The 18997-nt window shown below is 41.3% G+C and carries 13 protein-coding genes and 1 pseudogene; 13 read left to right on the top strand and 1 reads right to left on the bottom strand.

Going from position 1 to position 18997, the window contains the following annotated elements; translation table 11 throughout:
* Positions 1-23: 23 nt before the first annotated feature.
* The 3 genes from MHN79_RS12445 to MHN79_RS12435 are packed head-to-tail and all read left to right on the top strand — an operon-like array spanning position 24 to position 7439.
* The gene (locus MHN79_RS12445; protein ID WP_239173152.1) at positions 24-1346 is read left to right on the top strand and encodes an MATE family efflux transporter; all 1323 of its coding nucleotides are present in this window, start codon (positions 24-26) and stop codon (positions 1344-1346) included.
* Positions 1347-1369: 23 nt separating this feature from the next.
* A complete protein-coding gene (locus tag MHN79_RS12440) occupies positions 1370-6025 on the top strand; it encodes a non-ribosomal peptide synthetase (protein WP_239173151.1) in 4656 nt (1551 codons plus the stop codon).
* Between the two features lie 46 nt (positions 6026-6071).
* Complete coding sequence (locus tag MHN79_RS12435) at positions 6072-7439, top strand: radical SAM protein (protein WP_239173150.1); 1368 nt, start codon at positions 6072-6074, stop codon at positions 7437-7439.
* 618 nt (positions 7440-8057) lie between these two features.
* On the opposite strand, the pseudogene MHN79_RS12430 reads toward MHN79_RS12435, so the two are convergent.
* Positions 8058-9183, bottom strand: a pseudogene (locus MHN79_RS12430) (IS3 family transposase).
* Positions 9184-9364: 181 nt separating this feature from the next.
* Here MHN79_RS12430 and MHN79_RS12425 point away from each other — a divergent pair.
* From MHN79_RS12425 to fliS, 10 genes are all read left to right on the top strand, one after another.
* Positions 9365-9841, top strand: coding sequence for a DUF2919 domain-containing protein (locus MHN79_RS12425; protein ID WP_239173200.1), 477 nt, complete (start codon positions 9365-9367; stop codon positions 9839-9841).
* Positions 9842-9908: 67 nt separating this feature from the next.
* A complete protein-coding gene (locus MHN79_RS12420) occupies positions 9909-10811 on the top strand; it encodes a Dyp-type peroxidase (protein WP_239173149.1) in 903 nt (300 codons plus the stop codon).
* A gap of 153 nt (positions 10812-10964) precedes the next feature.
* Positions 10965-11717 (top strand): SDR family oxidoreductase, encoded by a 753-nt coding sequence (locus tag MHN79_RS12415; protein ID WP_239173148.1) that lies wholly within the window; start codon positions 10965-10967, stop codon positions 11715-11717.
* 74 nt (positions 11718-11791) lie between these two features.
* Positions 11792-12925: a flagellin gene (locus MHN79_RS12410; RefSeq protein ID WP_239173147.1), complete on the top strand. Its 1134-nt coding sequence runs from the start codon at positions 11792-11794 to the stop codon at positions 12923-12925.
* 238 nt (positions 12926-13163) lie between these two features.
* Positions 13164-14297 (top strand): flagellin, encoded by a 1134-nt coding sequence (locus MHN79_RS12405; RefSeq protein ID WP_239173146.1) that lies wholly within the window; start codon positions 13164-13166, stop codon positions 14295-14297.
* Between the two features lie 227 nt (positions 14298-14524).
* On the top strand, positions 14525-15658 hold the full coding sequence (locus MHN79_RS12400) for a flagellin (RefSeq protein ID WP_160929773.1): 1134 nt from the start codon (positions 14525-14527) through the stop codon (positions 15656-15658).
* A gap of 70 nt (positions 15659-15728) precedes the next feature.
* Positions 15729-16157: a flagellar protein FlaG gene (flaG, locus tag MHN79_RS12395; RefSeq protein WP_152430976.1), complete on the top strand. Its 429-nt coding sequence runs from the start codon at positions 15729-15731 to the stop codon at positions 16155-16157.
* 20 nt (positions 16158-16177) lie between these two features.
* Positions 16178-18202 carry a flagellar filament capping protein FliD gene (gene fliD, locus MHN79_RS12390; RefSeq protein ID WP_239173145.1) on the top strand — a complete coding sequence of 675 codons (2025 nt, stop codon included), beginning with the start codon at positions 16178-16180 and terminating at the stop codon, positions 18200-18202.
* Positions 18186-18509, top strand: coding sequence for a flagellar protein FliT (locus tag MHN79_RS12385; RefSeq protein ID WP_239173144.1), 324 nt, complete (start codon positions 18186-18188; stop codon positions 18507-18509). Before fliD ends, MHN79_RS12385 begins: the two co-directional genes overlap by 17 nt.
* Positions 18510-18520: 11 nt before the next feature.
* Positions 18521-18931 carry a flagellar export chaperone FliS gene (gene fliS, locus MHN79_RS12380; RefSeq protein ID WP_114786687.1) on the top strand — a complete coding sequence of 137 codons (411 nt, stop codon included), beginning with the start codon at positions 18521-18523 and terminating at the stop codon, positions 18929-18931.
* Positions 18932-18997 lie beyond the last annotated feature (66 nt).

Below are 18997 nucleotides of genomic sequence, written 5' to 3'. Positions count from 1 at the left end.
TTTAGTTATCGATGGTAGTAATAATGGATAGTGCAGCATTGTATAAAAAGGTATTAATCATTGCGCTTCCCGCATCTGCCAAGTTTTTCTTAGATGTTTTGATGGTACTTATTGACTTGGCCATGATAGGAAGCATTGGCGTGAATGAATTAGCCGCCGTTGGTATGGGGTTACTACTTATCTCAGCGCTACTGGGTACGGTCGACAACCTATTTGCTTCGGGAGGAATGATCATCATATCTCGCTTAAAAGGAGCAGGAAGAGAAGCAGAGGCAAACCAAGCCTTTTTTAATTTACTATTTATCGTTGTGCCTTTGTCGATCGCAATAATGTTAATAGCACCGTTTGTGGAGGAACTATACCTCATTCTTCAAGCGACACCTGAAGTTGCTGTGCTTGGTCAGGATTACTTTGGTGTGATTTTATATGGTTGTATCTTTATATTTTTAGATGCCATGTTTTTTACTTACTTTTCTTCAGTAGGAAATAGTAAGTTACCAATGAATATTAAAATACTCACCATAGTATTTAACGTAGTGTTCAACTATATATTCATATTCGGAAAGTTTGGGTTTCCAGCATTAGGTGTTACGGGTGCAGCATTTGGGACAATTTTGTCCACAGCTCTAGGTTGTTTGATTTATCTATATTATGTAGTAGTTAAGCAACAATATAGATTTAACTGTAAGCTGTCGACAAAGATGATTAAGGAAGTATTTACTCTAGGGATCCCATCAGTCTTTGAAAATGGTATCTTTCAGGCGACTTGGTTATTTATTATTTCCATGATCACGGCCTACTCTACGAGTGTTGCAGCGGGCTTTCATATTGGCTACCGAGTCGAGAGTATCGCTTTTCTTCCTGGACTTGGCGCTGCCGTTGCTTCTACCACATTAGTTAGCCAGTTCTTAGGCGCTCAAAACCATAACGATGCCAAGCAGGCCGCTTACATTACAGGCGTCGTCACTTCGGCATTTATGGGAAGCATAGGCTTGGGAATGGTCCTGTTTCCGGAACTATTTGCTCGTATTTTTACCAATAACCCTCAGGTTATTGAGGATGCAGCACTGTACATTCGAATTATAGGCCTGACTCAGATCCCACTAGGACTACAGTTTATTTACACAGCAGCTTTGCGAGGTGCAGGCGCAGTTAAAAGCACAGCTCTTATCAAGATAATGTTGTTATGGGTCAATATTACTTTACCAGCAATGTTGATTGTTCATATGGATTTAGGTGTTGTTTGGATATTTGTAGTTATTAGTTTTGCAAACATTATAGATGCAGCCGTTTTTATTTATCTGTTTAAAAGAGAAAAGTGGCGACACTTATCTCTTGCCATTTAGCTTGGAATAAAAAGGTACATTCAATGAAGTATAAAAATACTGACAAATATCTTTTATCGTTGGCAAAGAGAGGTATAAGCCTGAAGAAAGCAGGGGAGAGTATCAAATTCTCCTCTAGGCCAGGGGCTATGACTGAAACCATTAAAGCTGAGATTAAGCAAAGGAAGGAAGAGATACTTGCTTATTTTGTAAAAAACGAGGTGAAATCATCTAAGATAGAGCCTTGCTTATCTCCAAAAAATACAGTGACTTCCCATACCCAACAACGGTTTTATTTTCTCGATCGGCTGGATGAAACGCATTCTACTTACAATATCCATTCGGCATTGATGCTGGAAGGTGAATTATGCATAGCATCAGTTAAGAGGGCTGTAAGCTCACTAATTAAACAGCATCCAATACTAGAAACGGTTTACGAGTATAAAGATGACTCGATTCACGTAGGAAAATGCAATAGAACTGATTTCCATGAGCACACTTCTATAGCCCCAACAGCTGTTATTGATATTCCAACAGTCGTTGATGAGTGGGTAGAGAAAAAATCAAACATTAGGTTTGATTTAGCGTCTGGTCCTCTCTTTAAAGTTTATACACTAAGCCTGGGATCAGATAGAGCAGCAATCGTATTTTCAATGCATCACATAATTAGTGATGGCTGGTCTTTAGGGGTTATTACGCGAGACTTTTTTGATGCCTATAAGGGACTTAACCTTGCTAAACCTGAGATTAATTTTTTCGACTATGTAGAGTGGTATAATAATTGGTTGGATGGTGCTGTCTACAACTCTCAGCTGAAATTTTGGAAAAATTGCTATAGGGTTTTGCCAGAACCACTTCAGTTACCAACTGATTTTGCCAGATCTACCGCGAAATCGTTCGAAGGGGGAACCATTACTTCTCGCTTATCTTCGGAACTATCATTGAAGGTTAAACAGCGTTCATCGGATACGAGTGCTTCTCCATTTATGTTGTTCCTTGCAACATTCAAAACATTTTTGCATCGGTATACAGGTGCTCTTGACTTAGTAGTTGGCTCTCCAATCACCAATCGAAGTCATAATCAACTCAAAGATATGGTTGGTGTGTTTATCAATACATTAGCGATTCGTACACAGATAGAGAAAGAAGATACGTTCTCGAAGGTCTTAGACAAAGTGAAGGCTTCTTCACTTGAGTCTTTTGAGAATCAGGATGTGCCATTCCATCATGTGATAGGTGCTCTTAATCTACCGCGAACATTGAGCTATACCCCCTTGTTTCAGGTGATGTTCATCCATCAAAATTCGCCTGTGCCTGATATTTCTAATGATTCTCTTCGGGTCAGGCAGCTGCAATCTAGCCATAATACATCGCAGTTTGATTTAACATTGAGCATTTTTGAGGATGGTGAAGGCTTTTATTGTGAGTGGGAATACTCTACTGATCTGTTCAAAAGAGAAACTATTGAAGAGATGATAGCGAGTTATGAGCACCTTGTGTCTGCTTTGATGTCAGATGTTGAGACATCAATTAGTAGTGATGTACTACTGAAACCAGCAGATCGCTTAAAGCTTTCATGTTTCAATGATACATATGTGGACTTTCCCAAAAATCTAACAGTTTTAGATCTTATACATACCTATGTGATGACAACGCCAGACGCCAAAGCTGTTGTCATTGGGGAGCAATGCCTAACTTATAAGCAGCTTGATGAGAGAGCAAATCAACTTGCGCATAAAATAAAGGCTTTTCCGGAATTCGATGAGAATGAAAGGGCACCGATTGCAATCTCCGTTGAACGTTCACTAGAGATGGTTGTTGGTATCTTAGCAGTCTTAAAAGCTGGATGTGCTTATGTACCTATCGATCCCACATACCCAATAGATCGAATTGAATATTTAATTGCCGACTCCAACGCTAGTATTCTACTAACGAACCGCAAAGTCTTGGCGTCTACTTTTGAGGGGTTAGATCTTTCAAATGTAGATGTGAAGGTTTTTCTTGAAGATGATTGTTCTGAGTTTTCGTCAAAGGCAACTGTCTCAAGCCCGACCCCGGGTGACTTGGCTTACATTATTTACACCTCTGGCTCAACAGGTAAACCAAAGGGAGTAATGGTCACTCATAGCAACCTATATCACTCTACGGTAACAAGACATAAGTTCTATGGCCACCTTGGGTTCACTAGTTATCTGCTTCTTTCATCATTTAGCTTCGATAGTTCGGTTACTGGAATTTTCTGGCCGCTATCACTTGGTGCAGCGCTTGTGCTACCAAGTTCGAAACCTGATCTTGAAGAGATCATCGATTTGGTATATCGACATGAAGTCACCCACTTTGCGTGTGTACCTAGTCTCTATTCGGCATTGCTGTCTTCACCTAACGTAGACAAACTCACTAGTTTAAATCTGGTGATTGTGGCAGGAGAATCAAGTTCTAAAGAGTTACTGGGAAGGCATTTTGCTGTGTTAGGAGGCACGTCTCTTTATAACGAATATGGCCCGACAGAAAATAGTGTTTGGTCTACTGCAAAGCACTTTGACGCACCAACGGTCAACGTAAACTGCATTGGCAAACCGATACCCAATGTCCAGGTGCATGTCCTTGATGAAGATAACAAAGTAGTGTTCATCAATGCAGAAGGGGAACTCTGTGTTTCAGGCGATGGTATAGCTGCCGGGTACCTCAATCAGGACGCGCTAACGAGAAGCAGGTTTGTCGACATTGAGATTGATGGCTGTGTTAAACGGGTTTATAAAACTGGTGATCTTGCAAGATGGCTACCTGAAGGAGAACTTGAGTTTCTTGGAAGGGTTGATAGTCAAGTTAAGCTGCGAGGCTTCAGGATCGAGCTTGGTGAAATCGAGTCATTACTGCGAAGAAATGAGAGCGTAGATGATGCGGTGGTTTCTGTCAGTGGCTCAGGGGAATTAGCGCAGATTGTTGCTTATGTTGTGCTATGTGAAGGCCATCAGCTAGATGAAACAAAACTGATTAATACTGCCAGAAAATTTCTTCCAGAATACATGGTGCCAAGCTCAGTATTAGAGTTGCAAAAACTCCCAATATCACCGAATGGTAAAGTTGATAGAAGTAAACTCCCATCACCAACGAGCCCAATTAGCGTTGGCACTGCTGCGAGAACGGCAACCGAAGAAAAACTTTCTGTTATATGGTGTGATGTGCTGGCTGTTGAAGCTGTATATAGAGAGGGGAATTACTTTCAGTACGGTGGTAATTCAATCTCAGCAATGAAGTTGGCCAGTGAGATAAAAGCTGAGTTTGAGATTGAATGTCCGGTCTCAGCTGTATTCAATAATCCAACGCTTTCGATGTTAGCAGAATGGATTGACGTTCAGGCGATGAGTGAGAAAAAGGATCTTTCTGTAGAGCTGCACGATGAAGAGACGAAATTTCTTACACCTGCTCAGCGGCGCTTGTGGGTACAAACTCATATCCCTAGTCTAGAGCTGCTTTATAATACTTCATTTTCTCTATTCATTGAGGGCAAACTAAGTATTCCTTGTGTCAGGCAAGCGGTAGATACTCTTTGTTTAAAGCATCAGGGCCTTATGCTGTCTTTCCCAATAGAAAATGGGGAGATAGTTAAAAAGGTAGGTGATTATAAGGTAGATGATATATTGTCTATTAGAGTCATATCTGTTGATACAGATCTCCATGCTGAAGTAAAGAAAATACACAATGCTACTTTCGATCTATCGAGTGGCCCACTATTTAGGTTAAATATACTGAAGGCATCTGAACATAACTTTGTATTGGTGTTTAGTATGCATCATATTATTGGAGATTGTATTTCAGAAAAGATAATTGTACGTGACTTTATAAATATTTATGAGGGTATCCAATCTGGTGCTTTAAATAACAATTTAAACGAAATTAATTCCTATAGCTACTATGTTTCAAATTATAAACGATATATATTAAGTGAAAGGTATAAATCGGATTTAGAAAAGTTAATACCATCATATAAGTCTCTTCCTCACTATAATAAGCTTTTCTTTAAAAACCAAAGACCAAAGAAAATGTCATATCGTGGTGGGCGCTTTAGATATGAATTAGCGTTAGACATAGCTTACTCAGTTGAAGAATTTTCGTTAAGGAAAGGCACAACGCCATCTATTTTTTTGCTCGCAATATATCAAAAACTTATAGCTAGCTTGACTGAACAGGGAGATATTATAGTTGGCGTGTCTCTTACCCATCGCGATCAGTTCGATTTAGGAGATACTGTAGGAAGTTTTGTAAATATGATTCCTATTCGAGTACATATAGGAGAGCTTGATTCATTTGATACTGTTCTTATGAAGGCTAAAGAAGCGTCATTACATTCATTGGATCTCTCTTTAGTACCAATTGAGTATGTTGTCAAAGCTAATGGAGATTATCAGTCAGATAGATATCCAGATTTATTTCAAACGGTTTTCCAGTATGAGGCTATTTCTGATGAAACTTTTGAAGGAGATATTTCAGATAAGATTAAAATAATAAGTCAACAAAAGTATATAGATAGTTATATAAAATATGACCTAGTTCTTGATATAGATAAGCTGCCCAATGGAAAACTAATTTTAAATTGGATTTATAATAAGGACATATGTTGTCAGGAAAATATTTTTGAGATTAATAATCAATTCTTGAATTTATTGAGAAGTTCTGTTTGTGAACCTGCTCTAATTTAGAAGTATTAAAAACGAAAAACACTAAATTTCAACAATGGAGATGTTAATGGAAAATAATGAAGTAAACTTATTGCCAGAAGGTTATTTAAATGGAAAAACTGCTTTGAATTATGATTTTTATACTCAGGCAGAGGTTGTCACTAGTGGAAGTAATCCTCCGATTGAATATTCTGAATCGAGTCATAGAAAAGAGGTGGAAAAGTTTTATACTAACCAGCCAAACTCTACCATTTATATTCATACCCCATGGTGCGAAACAAAATGTACGTACTGTTACTACTATAAAACTAGAATGGATTCTGATGAAACGATAACTGCGTTGATTGATGCAGAGCAAAAGCACTCAGACATGTTAGATAGTGCTATTGGGTTAAAAGAGAAAAACATCAGATCAATCTATTTTGGTGGCGGTACACCGACGATTTTGACGGCGGAGCAGCTAGAGCAAAATCTTAGTTTCTATGTTGACAAGTACGGAAACAAAGATACCGAGGTAACCTGTGAAGCCTCAATGTCTACCTTGACACCAGAGAAAGTAGATATCGCAGCGAAATATGCAACACGTTTAAGTGTTGGGCTACAAACCTTCGATAAGGCATTGTTGAAAAAAATTGCTCGTGTAGTTCCTGATGATCAGGAAACTCAGTTAAAAACGATTCTTGATAAGATTGAGTATGTCAATCTGGATCTTATCTATGGTCTCCAATCTCAGTCTATGCAAGTGTGGTTGGATACCGTTAAAAAAGCGGTGGAACTCAAGGTACCTTCTTTAACTGTCTATCGGTTAGTTATTCGTGCGAATGTTCCAATGTCAGGAGCATACAAGAGAAACCCTCATGAGTTTCCAACAGAAGAACAATCGTTGCGAATGTACTACGCTGCAAAAGAGCTATTATTGGCTGCTGGGTATCGTGAAAATCTAGTTGGTTGGTTTTTATTGCCTCAGATTGATAATACTGTTGTATACGATGAAAGGTGGGCGAAACAGACCTCTTGCGTTGGGATTGGTCCAGGAGTTCATAATTATGGAGATAATCACTTTTATAATACTGTTGATGGTATAGATGAATATATTGACCAAGTTTCTCAAGGGAGTATGCCTATCGAAACTCTTTATCAATATGACGATTCGAGGAAAATACTTTGGTATATGTTCTCGCACTGGAAATCTAACAAAGCTGTAAGTAAAGCAGAATTATTTTCGCAATTTGGTGCTTCACGGTACAAATGGGTGAGACCAATGCTTGCTCAGTATATTAAACAAGGCCTCATTAGTGAAACAGAAAATCATATTAGAGTAGTAGAAAATGCTCTGCCAATTATAGAGTGGATAATTGCTGATATCTTAGACAGTGCATTTAATGCGAAAAATAAAATCGATAAAGAATTGGAAATTAATACGACCACTTGCTAATAGCAGGTCACAGATGTTGGCACAAGCATCTGTGACCTCCATGATTGACATCTGACTTGGTAAACGATGAACTTTATTAAGAGTAGCGAACAACTGTTTGTTTGGAAAGATGAAAATATAGTTACAATGCTATGTAATTATAATGTTGACTTGTATGATGATACCCTATTTTCTCAGGGCAAGATCATGAACGTTTTGCAATCAATTTTTGTCCAGGAAATAAGCCAAGAATGATGAAGAATCAATCAGAGACATCAATCTTGTTCTACTAATTGGTGGCTTATTTAATTAATCGCTCAAAAGTTAAACGTTCATGCGGACGCCCTGCCTATTTTCTTACTATGGGATAGCCTCCCCAGCTCAGATCTCCAACTCTGTAACAAAGCGTAAATCAGAGTTTCTGGCTGGCAGGTATGCTTGTAAACTATGCTTAAGTAAAATAGGTAGCCTAACTAATAGCGTTTCAGTCGGCTCAAATAGGGAACCAAAGTGGCCTACAGGCTATGTTGGTTCGATAACGCATAGCGACCAAGTTGCAGTTGCAGCGGTAGTTGAGAGTTCAGAAGTGGACCCCAATGGTTGGACACATAAGCTAATTTCTTAAGTGGTTGATCTAGCTTATGTAGCGTATCTTTGCCTGCCGAAGTAGGCTTCATCAGGAGTGAGGTCATTGAGTCCTTGATGGTTACGCTCTTCATTATAAAACACCATGTAGTTACCGATTTCAAGCTCGGCTTCACGCGGTGTCGTGTAAGCTTTTAAGTAAACCTCCTCATATTTCACAGGCTACGCCATAATCGTTCGATAAAAACGTTGTCGACCCAGCGACCTTTTCCATCCATGCTAATCCGTACACCATGATCAGTTAATTTCTGTGTGAACTCAGAGCTAGTAAACTGACTGCCTTGATCTGAGTTGAAGATATCTGGCGGTCCATAATGCTTAAGCGCTTCCTCAAGAGCTTCGATACAAAAACTCGTATCCATAGTGTTAGATAGCCGCCAGGACAATACTTTACGGCTATACCAGTCAATAATGGCAACTAAGTACAGGAACCCTTTAGCCATTGGGATGTAGGTGATATCAATCGCCCACGCTTGGTTCGGGTAAGTGACTTCAATATTACGCAACAGATAGGGGTAAACCTTGTGTGCTTTGTTTGCCAGTGTCGTTTTTGGTTTGGGGTAAATCGCTCCAATGCCCATATCGCGCATGAGCCGAATGACGCGTTTACGATTAACGTTATGCCCCTTTTTTGCCAACTCAGTTCGAACGCGTCTACTCCCCATGAAGGGATACTGAAGGTGAATTTCGTCGATGATACGGCGTAATTCAATTTCCTCAACGGAGAGTCCGATAGGCTGATAGTAAGCCGTTGAACGAGCAATATTGAGCAGTTCACATTGGCGTTTAATTGGCAATGGTGTGGATTTAACCAGCGAAAGTTTTCGCTGGGCTCGGTCTAACGACCGAGCACTCTGGCCAAAAAATCATTTTCCATGGTCAACTGACCGATCTTGGCATGAAGCTTGTCCACTTCTTCGATGTTATCTTTGCTCAACTGACTTTCAGAAGCAAAAATCATAGCTGCATTTTCTAGCAGCTCCTTTTTCCATGTAGAGATTTGGTTCGCGTGAAGGTTGTATTTTTGAGCCAACTCAGCGACCGTTTTATCACCTTTAGCAGCCGCTAATGCCACCTTAGCTTTAAATTCAGGAGAGTGGTTTCTACGTTTTCTAGTCATAATCTATTCCAATGTTTCTGGGTACTATCACGACAGATCAATCACTTAAAGTCATGTCCGAAAATTGGGGGGCCACTTCTCCTTAATAAGGGTATTCTAACACGGTTTAATTTTATCAAGAGATAGCAATATAGAATGAATAGTATAAAGTAGGATGATTATTAATAGTTATGAAGTTATCGTGCGCTACAGTTTAGAACAATATGATAAACATGGCTTTCTCAAAGCTCCCTTGTGGCTTTGGCTAGGTTGGCTATTTCTCGCTAAAGCTTGGGTGATCTTTATTCTGGCTGGTGCAAGCAGGGAAAATGGCGCTCAAATTCTTGATATTATTTACCCTGACCATGCTTTGTTTTATTTAGACCTTGGTATGGGGCTGCCAAGTTTAGCTTTGATGTGGGCAATTGGTTTACGAAGCCCAGATAGAGGGTGGGTGAGCAAAATCCTCAGCGTCGCTAAACCTATTACTCTTTTGATTATAGCCGGACAGTTTTCTCAAACTGTTTACCATGTCTATCTTGAACACGGTGTATTTCAGTGGTCCAGTGCGATTACCCTTGTCATCCTGTTATGGTTTATGCTTTATACCTACAACAGTCGTCACGTAAGAGAGAGCTTGAGGCATCAGCCCAAGATAACAGACCAAATAACCTATTGATAACCTAGTTATTAAAATTACAATAAGCATAATACACTGAGAAATTATTAAATGTGAGGACACAACCATGTCGACCCCTCAAAGTGCCATTCTTCCTGAAGCGAGTCCTTTTGCTCAGTACACTTTGTTGAAAGTGAAGCAAAATCAAGCAGAAGTTTTAAAACAGTTACAATCACTACCAGCTTTGGTTGAAGAGCTTAATAGCCAGCAAACCGGTGCTGATTTAGTGCTTTCGATTGCTTTTACCCGATCTTTTTGGAGCCAGCTTGATGCCCCTGTTCCAGAAGAGTTGATAGATTTTCCGCAGCTAGGAGAAGGGGATATGTTGGCACCTAGCACAGATGTTGATGTGTTAATACATTGCCATTCAAAGCGTCATGATTTACATGTTCATCTTCTATGTAAGTTATTTGAGAACCTAGCTGAATACGTTTCGGTTGTTGATGAAACTTATGGCTATCGCTATCTAGATGCTCGTGATATGACAGGATTTATTGATGGTACAGAAAACCCACATGGCGACCAGCGTCAAGAAGTCGCTATAATCCCGCAAGGTGAGTTTGCAGGGGGTAGCTATGTAATGTTGCAACGTTTTGTACATAACTTACCAGCTTGGAATCGCCTCAACATATCAGCTCAAGAAAAAGTGATTGGACGCACCAAAGCTGATTCTATTGAGTTAGACAATGTACCAGCCGCTTCTCATGTCGGACGAGTTGATATAAAAGAAGAAGGTAAAGGGCTTAAGATCGTTCGCCACAGCTTGCCTTATGGCAGTGTGTCAGGTGATCATGGCTTATTATTTATTGCTTATTGTCATACTCTGCACAATTTCAAGGCTATGCTAGAAAGCATGTATGCGGTCACAGATGGCAAATATGATCAGTTACTACGTTTTTCAAAAGCGGTGACAGGCGCTTACTTTTTTGCCCCGTCAGCCCAAATGCTAAAAACGCTGACCATAAAATAAGTTCAGCGACCAATTTAATAAAAAGCCGAACCTCAGTGTTCGGCTTTTTACCAACCTGTGTTGGCTATATCACATTCCCCTCAATGGTTTTGTAATTTAAGATTTTGTTATTTATAGTATTTTAAATTATTTTTAGCGTGTAGATACAAATTTATGAACCATTCTAAAGTCGTTATTGTTACCGGAGGTGGGCGCGGTATCGGAGCTGCAACCGCCAAGCTTTTTTCTCATCACGGTTATGCCGTGTGCATTAACTACAAGTCCAACTCGGCAGCGGCAACTGCGCTAGCAGAAGAGATTAACTCCAACGGTGGACATTGTATTGCTGTGCAAGCAGATGTGTCTCAAGAAGTCGAAGTTTGCCGTTTGTTTGATACGGTAGATACAGAGCTCGGCCAATTAACGGTTCTTGTTAATAATGCTGGGATTTTGCAAACACAGATGCGCTTAGATGAGATGAATGCCGAGCGTATCAATACTATTTTGACCAATAATGTGACGAGTTACTTTTTATGTTGCCGAGAGGCGGTTAAGCGAATGTCGACTTGTCATGGAGGTTTAGGAGGTGTAATCGTTAACGTATCGTCAACGGCGGCCAGAACAGGTTCCCCTAATGAATATATTGATTACGCTGCATCGAAAGGCGCAATCGATACCTTGACCAAGGGTTTGTCCCTTGAAGTGGCAAAAGAAGGAATAAGAGTTAACTGCGTTCGCCCAGGGTTGATTCATACCCAAATGCACGCCGATGGTGGAGAGCCCGCGCGCGTCGATAGACTAAAGAGTCACATTCCAATGCAGCGAGGCGGTTTGCCTGAGGAGGTTGCCGAAGCTATCTATTGGCTTGCCTGTGAAAAATCATCGTTTTCTACCGGCAACTACTTGGATTTAGCGGGCGGCTTATAGGCGATAAAAAGCTAAAGAAAATCTTTTTTTGCCGATATAAGTATTAGTCCTCATGAGTAATACAACTAAGCGTTATGGCCATCACTGTTAATACCAATGTCTCAGCAATGACGGCGCAAAGGTATTTAACCAATGCAACAGACATGTTGAACCAGTCTTTGGAAAGGTTATCTTCAGGCTATCGTATTAACAGTGCAAAAGATGATGCTGCTGGTTTACAAATTTCTAATCGTCTGGAATCGCAAATGAGAGGTTTGAGCGTTGCGATGCGTAACGCCAATGATGGAATATCCATTATGCAAACCGCCGAAGGAGCGATGAACGAGTCTACTAACATTTTGCAACGAATGCGCGACCTGTCTTTACAATCTGCAAATGGTTCAAATAGCCGCTCGGAGAGACTGGCATTACAAGAAGAAATGGCGGCTTTGAATGATGAATTGAATAGAATCGCTGAAACCACCTCTTTTGGTGGTCGAAAATTGCTCAATGGATCATTTTCTAGTTCTGCTTTCCAAATTGGTGCCAGTTCGGGAGAAGCGGTTCAAATATCGTTGAACAACATGCGTTCTGATACTTTAGGCATGGGTGGGTTTAGTTATATTGCTGCTGGTAAAGCGGATAAAAATTGGCAAGTGAAACAAAATTCTGACATCTTGATTATGGAGTATACCGATGCTTTTGGGCTGCAGGAGTCGATTCAGATTGAAGCTAAAGTTGGCGATGATATTGAAGAACTGGCTACTTATATTAATGGCCAAACGAGTAAGGTTTCAGCCTCGGTCAATCAAGATGGACAGTTGCAGATTTTTATGGCGGGCAAAGAAACATCGGGCACCATTTCTTTCTCAGGCAGCTTAGCTAGTGAACTTCAAATAGGATTATCTGGTTACGAAGCGGTTGATAACTTGGATATTTCTGACGTTGGAGGGGCACAGCGATCCGTCGCTATAATAGATACGGCTTTGCAGTACGTTGATAGCCATCGAGCTGAGTTGGGAGCGATGCAAAATCGCTTCGGGCACGCGATAAGCAACCTTGGCAATATTAACGAAAACTTGGCGGCATCAAAGAGTCGTATTAAAGATACGGACTATGCAAAAGAAACCACTCAAATGGTCAAGCAGCAAATTCTACAGCAAGTCAGTGCCTCTATTCTTGCACAGGCAAAACAACAGCCAAATCTAGCTCTAACTTTGCTTGGTTAAGCTCATCGCCCGTTCGACAATCTTCATTAAAGCTTTAGAAAAAAATTACATCTTTTTAATGTTTTTTCAGCCTTGATCGAATTTACCTCTCCCAGCATATTTTTTTCAAAAATAACGTAAAAAAATTCTCAAGGTTTTAGAAATAGAGCCGTTAATAAAAGTAACTTTGAGAGAACTACTTTTGATTTTCCGAGACGTCGGGAATCGCAACACAGGAAAATCAAACGGAGAAATCACCATGGCAGTGAATGTAAACACCAACGTAGCAGCAATGACAGCACAACGTTACCTAAACAGCGCTAACAACGCACAGCAAACATCAATGGAACGTTTATCTTCAGGTTTTAAGATTAACAGTGCAAAAGATGATGCAGCGGGTCTCCAAATCTCAAACAGATTAACATCTCAGAGTAGAGGTCTTCATGTAGCGGTACGTAATGCAAATGATGGTATTTCAATTGCTCAGACTGCAGAAGGTGCTATGAACGAAAGTACCAACATCTTACAACGTATCAGAGACTTGTCTCTTCAATCAGCGAACGGTTCGAACTCACGTTCAGAGCGAATTGCATTGCAAGAAGAAGTGACGGCTCTTAACGATGAACTTAACCGAATCGCGGAAACCACATCATTTGGTGGCAATAGATTGCTCAACGGTACTTATTCAACCCGCGCTTTCCAGATCGGTTCTAACGGCGGTGAAGCAGTGATGTTAACCCTCAATAACATGCGTTCTGACAATGTTGGCATGGGCGGTGGTATGTATCACGCAGCTAACGGTAAAGATAAAGACTGGGTTGTTGAAGCAGGTACTAATGATATCACGATGGACCTTGTTGATAATGAAGGCAACGCACAAACCATTACTATCAATACAAAAGTCGGTGATGATATTGAAGAAGTGGCTACTTACATTAATGGTCAAACAGAGTTAGTCAGTGCTTCAGTAGACGGTGAAGGTAAACTGCAAATCTTTGCTGGCACAGATAAAGTCCAGGGTGATGTGACCTTTAGTGGTGGTCTAGCGGGAGACTTAAGTATGGGACCAAGAGAGGCGGTCACTGTTGATACTATCGATGTTACAACAGTAGGTGGAGCTCAGCAATCAGTCGCGATTGTCGACTCAGCACTAAAATATGTCGACAGTCATCGCGCAGAACTTGGTGCTTTCCAAAACCGATTCACTCATGCAATTACTAACTTGGATAACATCAATGAGAATGTAAATGCATCTAAGAGCCGAATCAAAGATACCGATTTTGCCAAAGAGACAACTGCACTGACCAAGTCGCAGATTCTATCTCAAGCGTCCAGTTCAATCTTGGCCCAGGCAAAAGAAACACCCAATACGGCTCTAAACCTGCTTGGTTAAGTCTAAATAATAGAAAAAAATCCAGCTTAGGCTGGATTTTTTTTGCATTTTAATTATCTGATTTAAAATGACTTTGTTGCATATTTGCTCTATTTGAAAATTTTTTTCAAACTTTTCTCTAAAGGATATATTTGCTCAGCCGTTAACAAGACTGAGAGAAATGAGATGTGCTAAAGCGAGGTGAGAGACGCTAAGGTACATCACCCTTAATGCCTAAGGAGATCAGTATGGCAATTAACGTAAACACGAATGTGTCTGCGATGACTGCTCAGCGATACCTCAATGGGTCGGCTGACGGCATGCAGAGATCAATGGAGCGTTTATCATCGGGGTACAAGATTAATAGTTCCCGGGATGATGCAGCAGGGCTTCAAATATCCAACCGTTTAACATCGCAAAGTCGTGGTTTAGACATGGCGGTGAAAAACGCCAACGATGGTATCTCAATTGCACAAACCGCAGAAGGTGCAATGAACGAGACGACAAACATCCTTCAACGTATGCGGGATCTATCACTTCAATCGGCGAATGGTTCGAACTCACGTTCGGAACGTCTTGCGATTCAAGAAGAGGTCACTGCACTCAATAATGAGCTTAACCGTATTGCCGAGACAACTTCTTTCGGTGGTAACAAACTCTTGAACGGTACTTATGGTAGCCAATCCTTCCAGATAGGCGCTGGCTCAGGTGAGGCAGTCATGCTCACCATGGGTAATCTGCGCTCTGATAATGAAGGTATGGGAGGCAAAGCTTATGTTGCTCAGACAGGGCAAGCTACGGATTGGAGGGTTTCTCAAGGCTCAACCGACCTTACACTCGACTATACTGATGTATATGGTGAAGCGCAGACGCTAACCATTAATGCCAAAGAGGGCGATGATATTGAACAGCTCGCTACTTACATTAATGGTCAGAGTCCAGATATTAAGGCGTCTGTTGGCGAAGAAGGTAAATTGCAACTGTTTGCTGCCAATAACCGAGTCGCATCTGATGTCACTATTGGTGGTGCCTTGGGTGGCGAAATTGGTTTTGGAGCAGCAGAAGATAGGACGGTTGCTGATGTTGATGTCTCTACTGTTGCTGGCTCGCAAATGGCAGTCTCCATCATAGATGGCGCTTTAACGACTGTAGATAGTCAGCGTGCGGAGTTAGGGGCATTCCAGAACCGTTTTGGCCATGCGATCAGTAACTTGGATAACATAAACGAGAATGTTAACTCATCTCGTAGTCGTATTCGAGATACAGACTATGCAAAAGAAACGACTGAAATGACTAAGTCGCAGATTTTGCAGCAGGCGAGTACGTCTGTTTTGGCGCAGGCCAAACAGTCACCATCAGCAGCTCTTAGCTTATTAGGTTAACCGGTAGGTTCGAACGAGCTTATTGGTAGGTAACCAAGTTACCAACCTATAAGGTGGAAGGGAGATTGTTATGGAAATACCATCCAACACATCGAACATCCAGCCTTACGGCTCAGAAAGTGGCACTAAAGTTGCTTCAAAGTATGGTGGTGCACAACAAGTTTCCTCGCGGAAAGAACAGGTTTCTACGACCGAGGTGAGAGAGCAAGCTGCTCAAGCTGTTGAACAAGCAATTGAAGCGTCTCAACAACGTGAAAAGCTCAACAGGGCAGAGCGGCAACGTATGGTACAGCAAATGAATGATTTCATTTCGTCCATCAACACTGGCCTATCTTTCCGGGTCGATGAAGAGTCGGGAAGAGATGTAGTAACCATTTATGAAGCGGATACTGGTGATATTATTCGCCAGATACCCGATGAGGAAATGTTAGAAATACTGCGACGCCTAAGGGATCAGACAGCTCGATATTCGTCGGGACTTCTGAACCAAACGGTTTGATCGTATTTTGAGGTGATTGAATGAGCTTTGGCCCCGTAGGGATGAATTCTGGCATGGATATCAATGCCATGGTCAGCAAAGTTGTTGATTCGGAGCGTGTTCCTAAACAGCAACGAATTGACAGTGAGCGTGACAAAATTGATTCCAGTATCAGTGCTTACGGTCGGCTCAGAGAGTCGTTGGATACGATGAAAAACTTGATGGTGAGTTTTCGCCAAGAGAAAGCTTTTGCCGCAAGAAAGGTTGAATCGACAGATGAAACCGTCGTTTCTGCGACAGCAACCACTGAAGCTATCGCTGGTAGATACGCTATTGATGTGTTGCAGCTTGCCCAGAGTCATAAAATTGCATCTGATGTAATGCCGCAAGATGCAAAGTATGGCCCTGGCAAGCTGCAGATTTCTTTAGGTAATAAGGAATTTACAGTACAGGTAAAAAACAATTCAAAGCTTACTGATATTGTTCGCGGCATCAATGAAAGTAAAGCAAACCCAGGTGTTCGCGCCTCAGTTATTAATGATGTTGAAGGTCCGCGCCTTATTGTTGCTTCAAGTAACTCAGGTGAAAAGAATGCACTGAGCTTAAGTGCCGAAGCAGAGCCTGGTAATCTCCTTAAACAACTCGAATATAAAACATTAGAGCAGCGCGTCAAAGACCTAGAAGAAGCGCGAGCGACTGCGCAGGATTTAATAAAGCCATTGACTGACGAAGAGCAGGCTGTGGCGGACAGAATAGCAGAAAACAATATTAAAGCGGCAAAAGTTGTCGATCAAGAAATTGCCGATGCTTCCAAACAAGCGGCAATCGCTGCTGATCCAAATGCAGCTAAAGATGCAAGTGCGGGTAATGAATTATCAGATGCAGCTGCTGTTGCAGCCGCAACCGCTGGTACGCAAGCAAGTCAATACCTTAGACCTGAAGAGAGGATTCCAGGTTGGACAGATACGGCATCTGGGACTTTGTTGGACTCCTATTGGGAACCAGAGCCTCAACTTGACGAAAAAGCACTAGAAAAAGCGCCCGACGTCCCGGGCTGGAGCCCGTCTGCATCAGGGACTTTGACAGACTCTTATGTTACCCCCAAAGAAGCGCAAGAGGTTCTTGAAGCTAAGAAAGCCGCTCTTGAAGAGAAATTAGCGCAAGAGAAAGCCGCTCTCGATGCAAAAGTACTGTCTGGCGAATTGACACCAGAAGAAGCAAAGCAGATTGAACTTTCAAAACTACCTCAAGAAGAAAGAGAGTACCTAGAACGCATTGACAAAGCTCAAGCTGACTTACAATCGGCACAAGAGTCTTTTGATGCCTACCGAGGTATGACTCAGGTTCAGGCTGCTCAAGATTCGAAAGTGCTGCTTGATGGCGTGGCTCAACTTTCTAGCGATAATAATATTATTGAAGATGCGATTGAAGGCGTCGATTTGACGTTAAAGGGACGCTCGGACAGGAACAAAGCGCCCTCCGAGATTGACATAGAATATGACCGCTTGCGAGTTCGCGCTGATATTGAACAGTTTGTTGCTGCTTATAACCAGTTTTATCAAGTATCCAAAGAGCTAGCAGGCGTTGATCCAAGAACTGGTCAAGCCGGCCCGCTAGCTGGAGAAAGTGTTGTACGAAATGCAGACTCCAGACTGAAATCAGTCTTTTCAGCGCCAATTGAGCCTGCCTCTGATGACCTTAAAACACTGACAGAGTTTGGTATAGCAACGACTCGTCAAGGTACGTTAGAAATCAATTATGATATGTTAGATCGCCAAATTAATAATAACTTTAACAAGTTAGAGGACTTCTTTGGTGGTAATCAGGGTTTTGCAAAGAAAGTAGAAGAGGCTATTCAAGGAATAACTGGCGTTACTGGGACGCTTAGGACTCGCGAACAAACTATGATTGACCGAAACTACAGCCTTAATGATGATCAAGCCGTTTTGGATAGACGCATGGAAAGTCTTGAAAAACGCACACACGCCAAATTTTCGGCAATGCAGGATGCTACAAGCAATATGCAGTCTCAGTTAGCGAGTATGATGAATGCACTTGGCGGATGATTTTTTGAAAACCCTGTCACAACTTAGTGATGTAGATCGCAAAATCACCCTTAAACTTGCAGAGGTTGAGATTAATTCTGCAGAAATTCTTGATCAGGTCGATACAAGGGAACAGATATTGCTAACCTTGATTAGTATAATAAATGAGAATGATGAGTTAGCGCAGTTACCAGAATGGCATGATGCCATAAAGCGCACTCAGTTGACTGTTGAGTTAATGCAAAAGAAAACCGCAGAACTTGGCAGTGATTTAAAAAAGTATCGCTACGGCAATAAGTCGGTTCAGCAGTACAAAAAATTTTTATAAAGAGGGTTGTTATGCGTGGTTCATTACAGGCTTACAAGAAGGTATCAGTAGATAGCCAGCTCAGTGCTGCCTCCCCGCATAAGATTGTTCAAATGCTTATGGCAGGTGCTATTGAACGTTTGATTCAGGGTAAAGCGGCAATGGAACAAGGCAATATTCCGATAAAGGGAGAAAGGCTGGGCAAGGCGCTGGACATTATTATTAGTTTGCGTAGCTGTTTGTCGATGGATGACGGTGGTGATATTGCGCAAAACCTTGATCAACTCTATGAATTTATGATTTCTCAAATCACCGAAGCTAATCATAAAAATGATCCTCAGCCAATTGATGATGTTATTGATATAATCCGTGAAATTAAGTCTGCTTGGGAACAAATACCCGCTGAGTATCACAATTTAACTGCAAGCGATGCGGGAAATTAAATTGAAATGTTGATTTAATTTGTGTTTTAAACAGATATTTCACTCAAAGCTTTTGGTATAAGCATC

Source organism: Vibrio sp. Of14-4 (genome assembly GCF_022347625.1).
GTDB classification, from domain to species: Bacteria; Pseudomonadota; Gammaproteobacteria; order Enterobacterales; family Vibrionaceae; genus Vibrio; species Vibrio pristinus.
The sequence above is the reverse complement of the archived record's forward strand: the minus strand, read 5'-3'. Positions and strand labels throughout refer to the sequence as shown.

Coding starts and splice junctions, on each gene's coding strand:
- fliD (WP_239173145.1), top strand. CDS start 16,178: ATGAGCTTTGGCCCCGTAGGGATGAATTCTGGCATGGATATCAATGCC.
- MHN79_RS12385 (WP_239173144.1), top strand. CDS start 18,186: ATGCACTTGGCGGATGATTTTTTGAAAACCCTGTCACAACTTAGTGAT.
- MHN79_RS12400 (WP_160929773.1), top strand. CDS start 14,525: ATGGCAATTAACGTAAACACGAATGTGTCTGCGATGACTGCTCAGCGA.
- MHN79_RS12445 (WP_239173152.1), top strand. CDS start 24: ATGGATAGTGCAGCATTGTATAAAAAGGTATTAATCATTGCGCTTCCC.
- MHN79_RS12405 (WP_239173146.1), top strand. CDS start 13,164: ATGGCAGTGAATGTAAACACCAACGTAGCAGCAATGACAGCACAACGT.
- MHN79_RS12440 (WP_239173151.1), top strand. CDS start 1,370: ATGAAGTATAAAAATACTGACAAATATCTTTTATCGTTGGCAAAGAGA.
- flaG (WP_152430976.1), top strand. CDS start 15,729: ATGGAAATACCATCCAACACATCGAACATCCAGCCTTACGGCTCAGAA.
- MHN79_RS12415 (WP_239173148.1), top strand. CDS start 10,965: ATGAACCATTCTAAAGTCGTTATTGTTACCGGAGGTGGGCGCGGTATC.
- MHN79_RS12435 (WP_239173150.1), top strand. CDS start 6,072: ATGGAAAATAATGAAGTAAACTTATTGCCAGAAGGTTATTTAAATGGA.
- MHN79_RS12420 (WP_239173149.1), top strand. CDS start 9,909: ATGTCGACCCCTCAAAGTGCCATTCTTCCTGAAGCGAGTCCTTTTGCT.
- MHN79_RS12410 (WP_239173147.1), top strand. CDS start 11,792: ATGGCCATCACTGTTAATACCAATGTCTCAGCAATGACGGCGCAAAGG.
- fliS (WP_114786687.1), top strand. CDS start 18,521: ATGCGTGGTTCATTACAGGCTTACAAGAAGGTATCAGTAGATAGCCAG.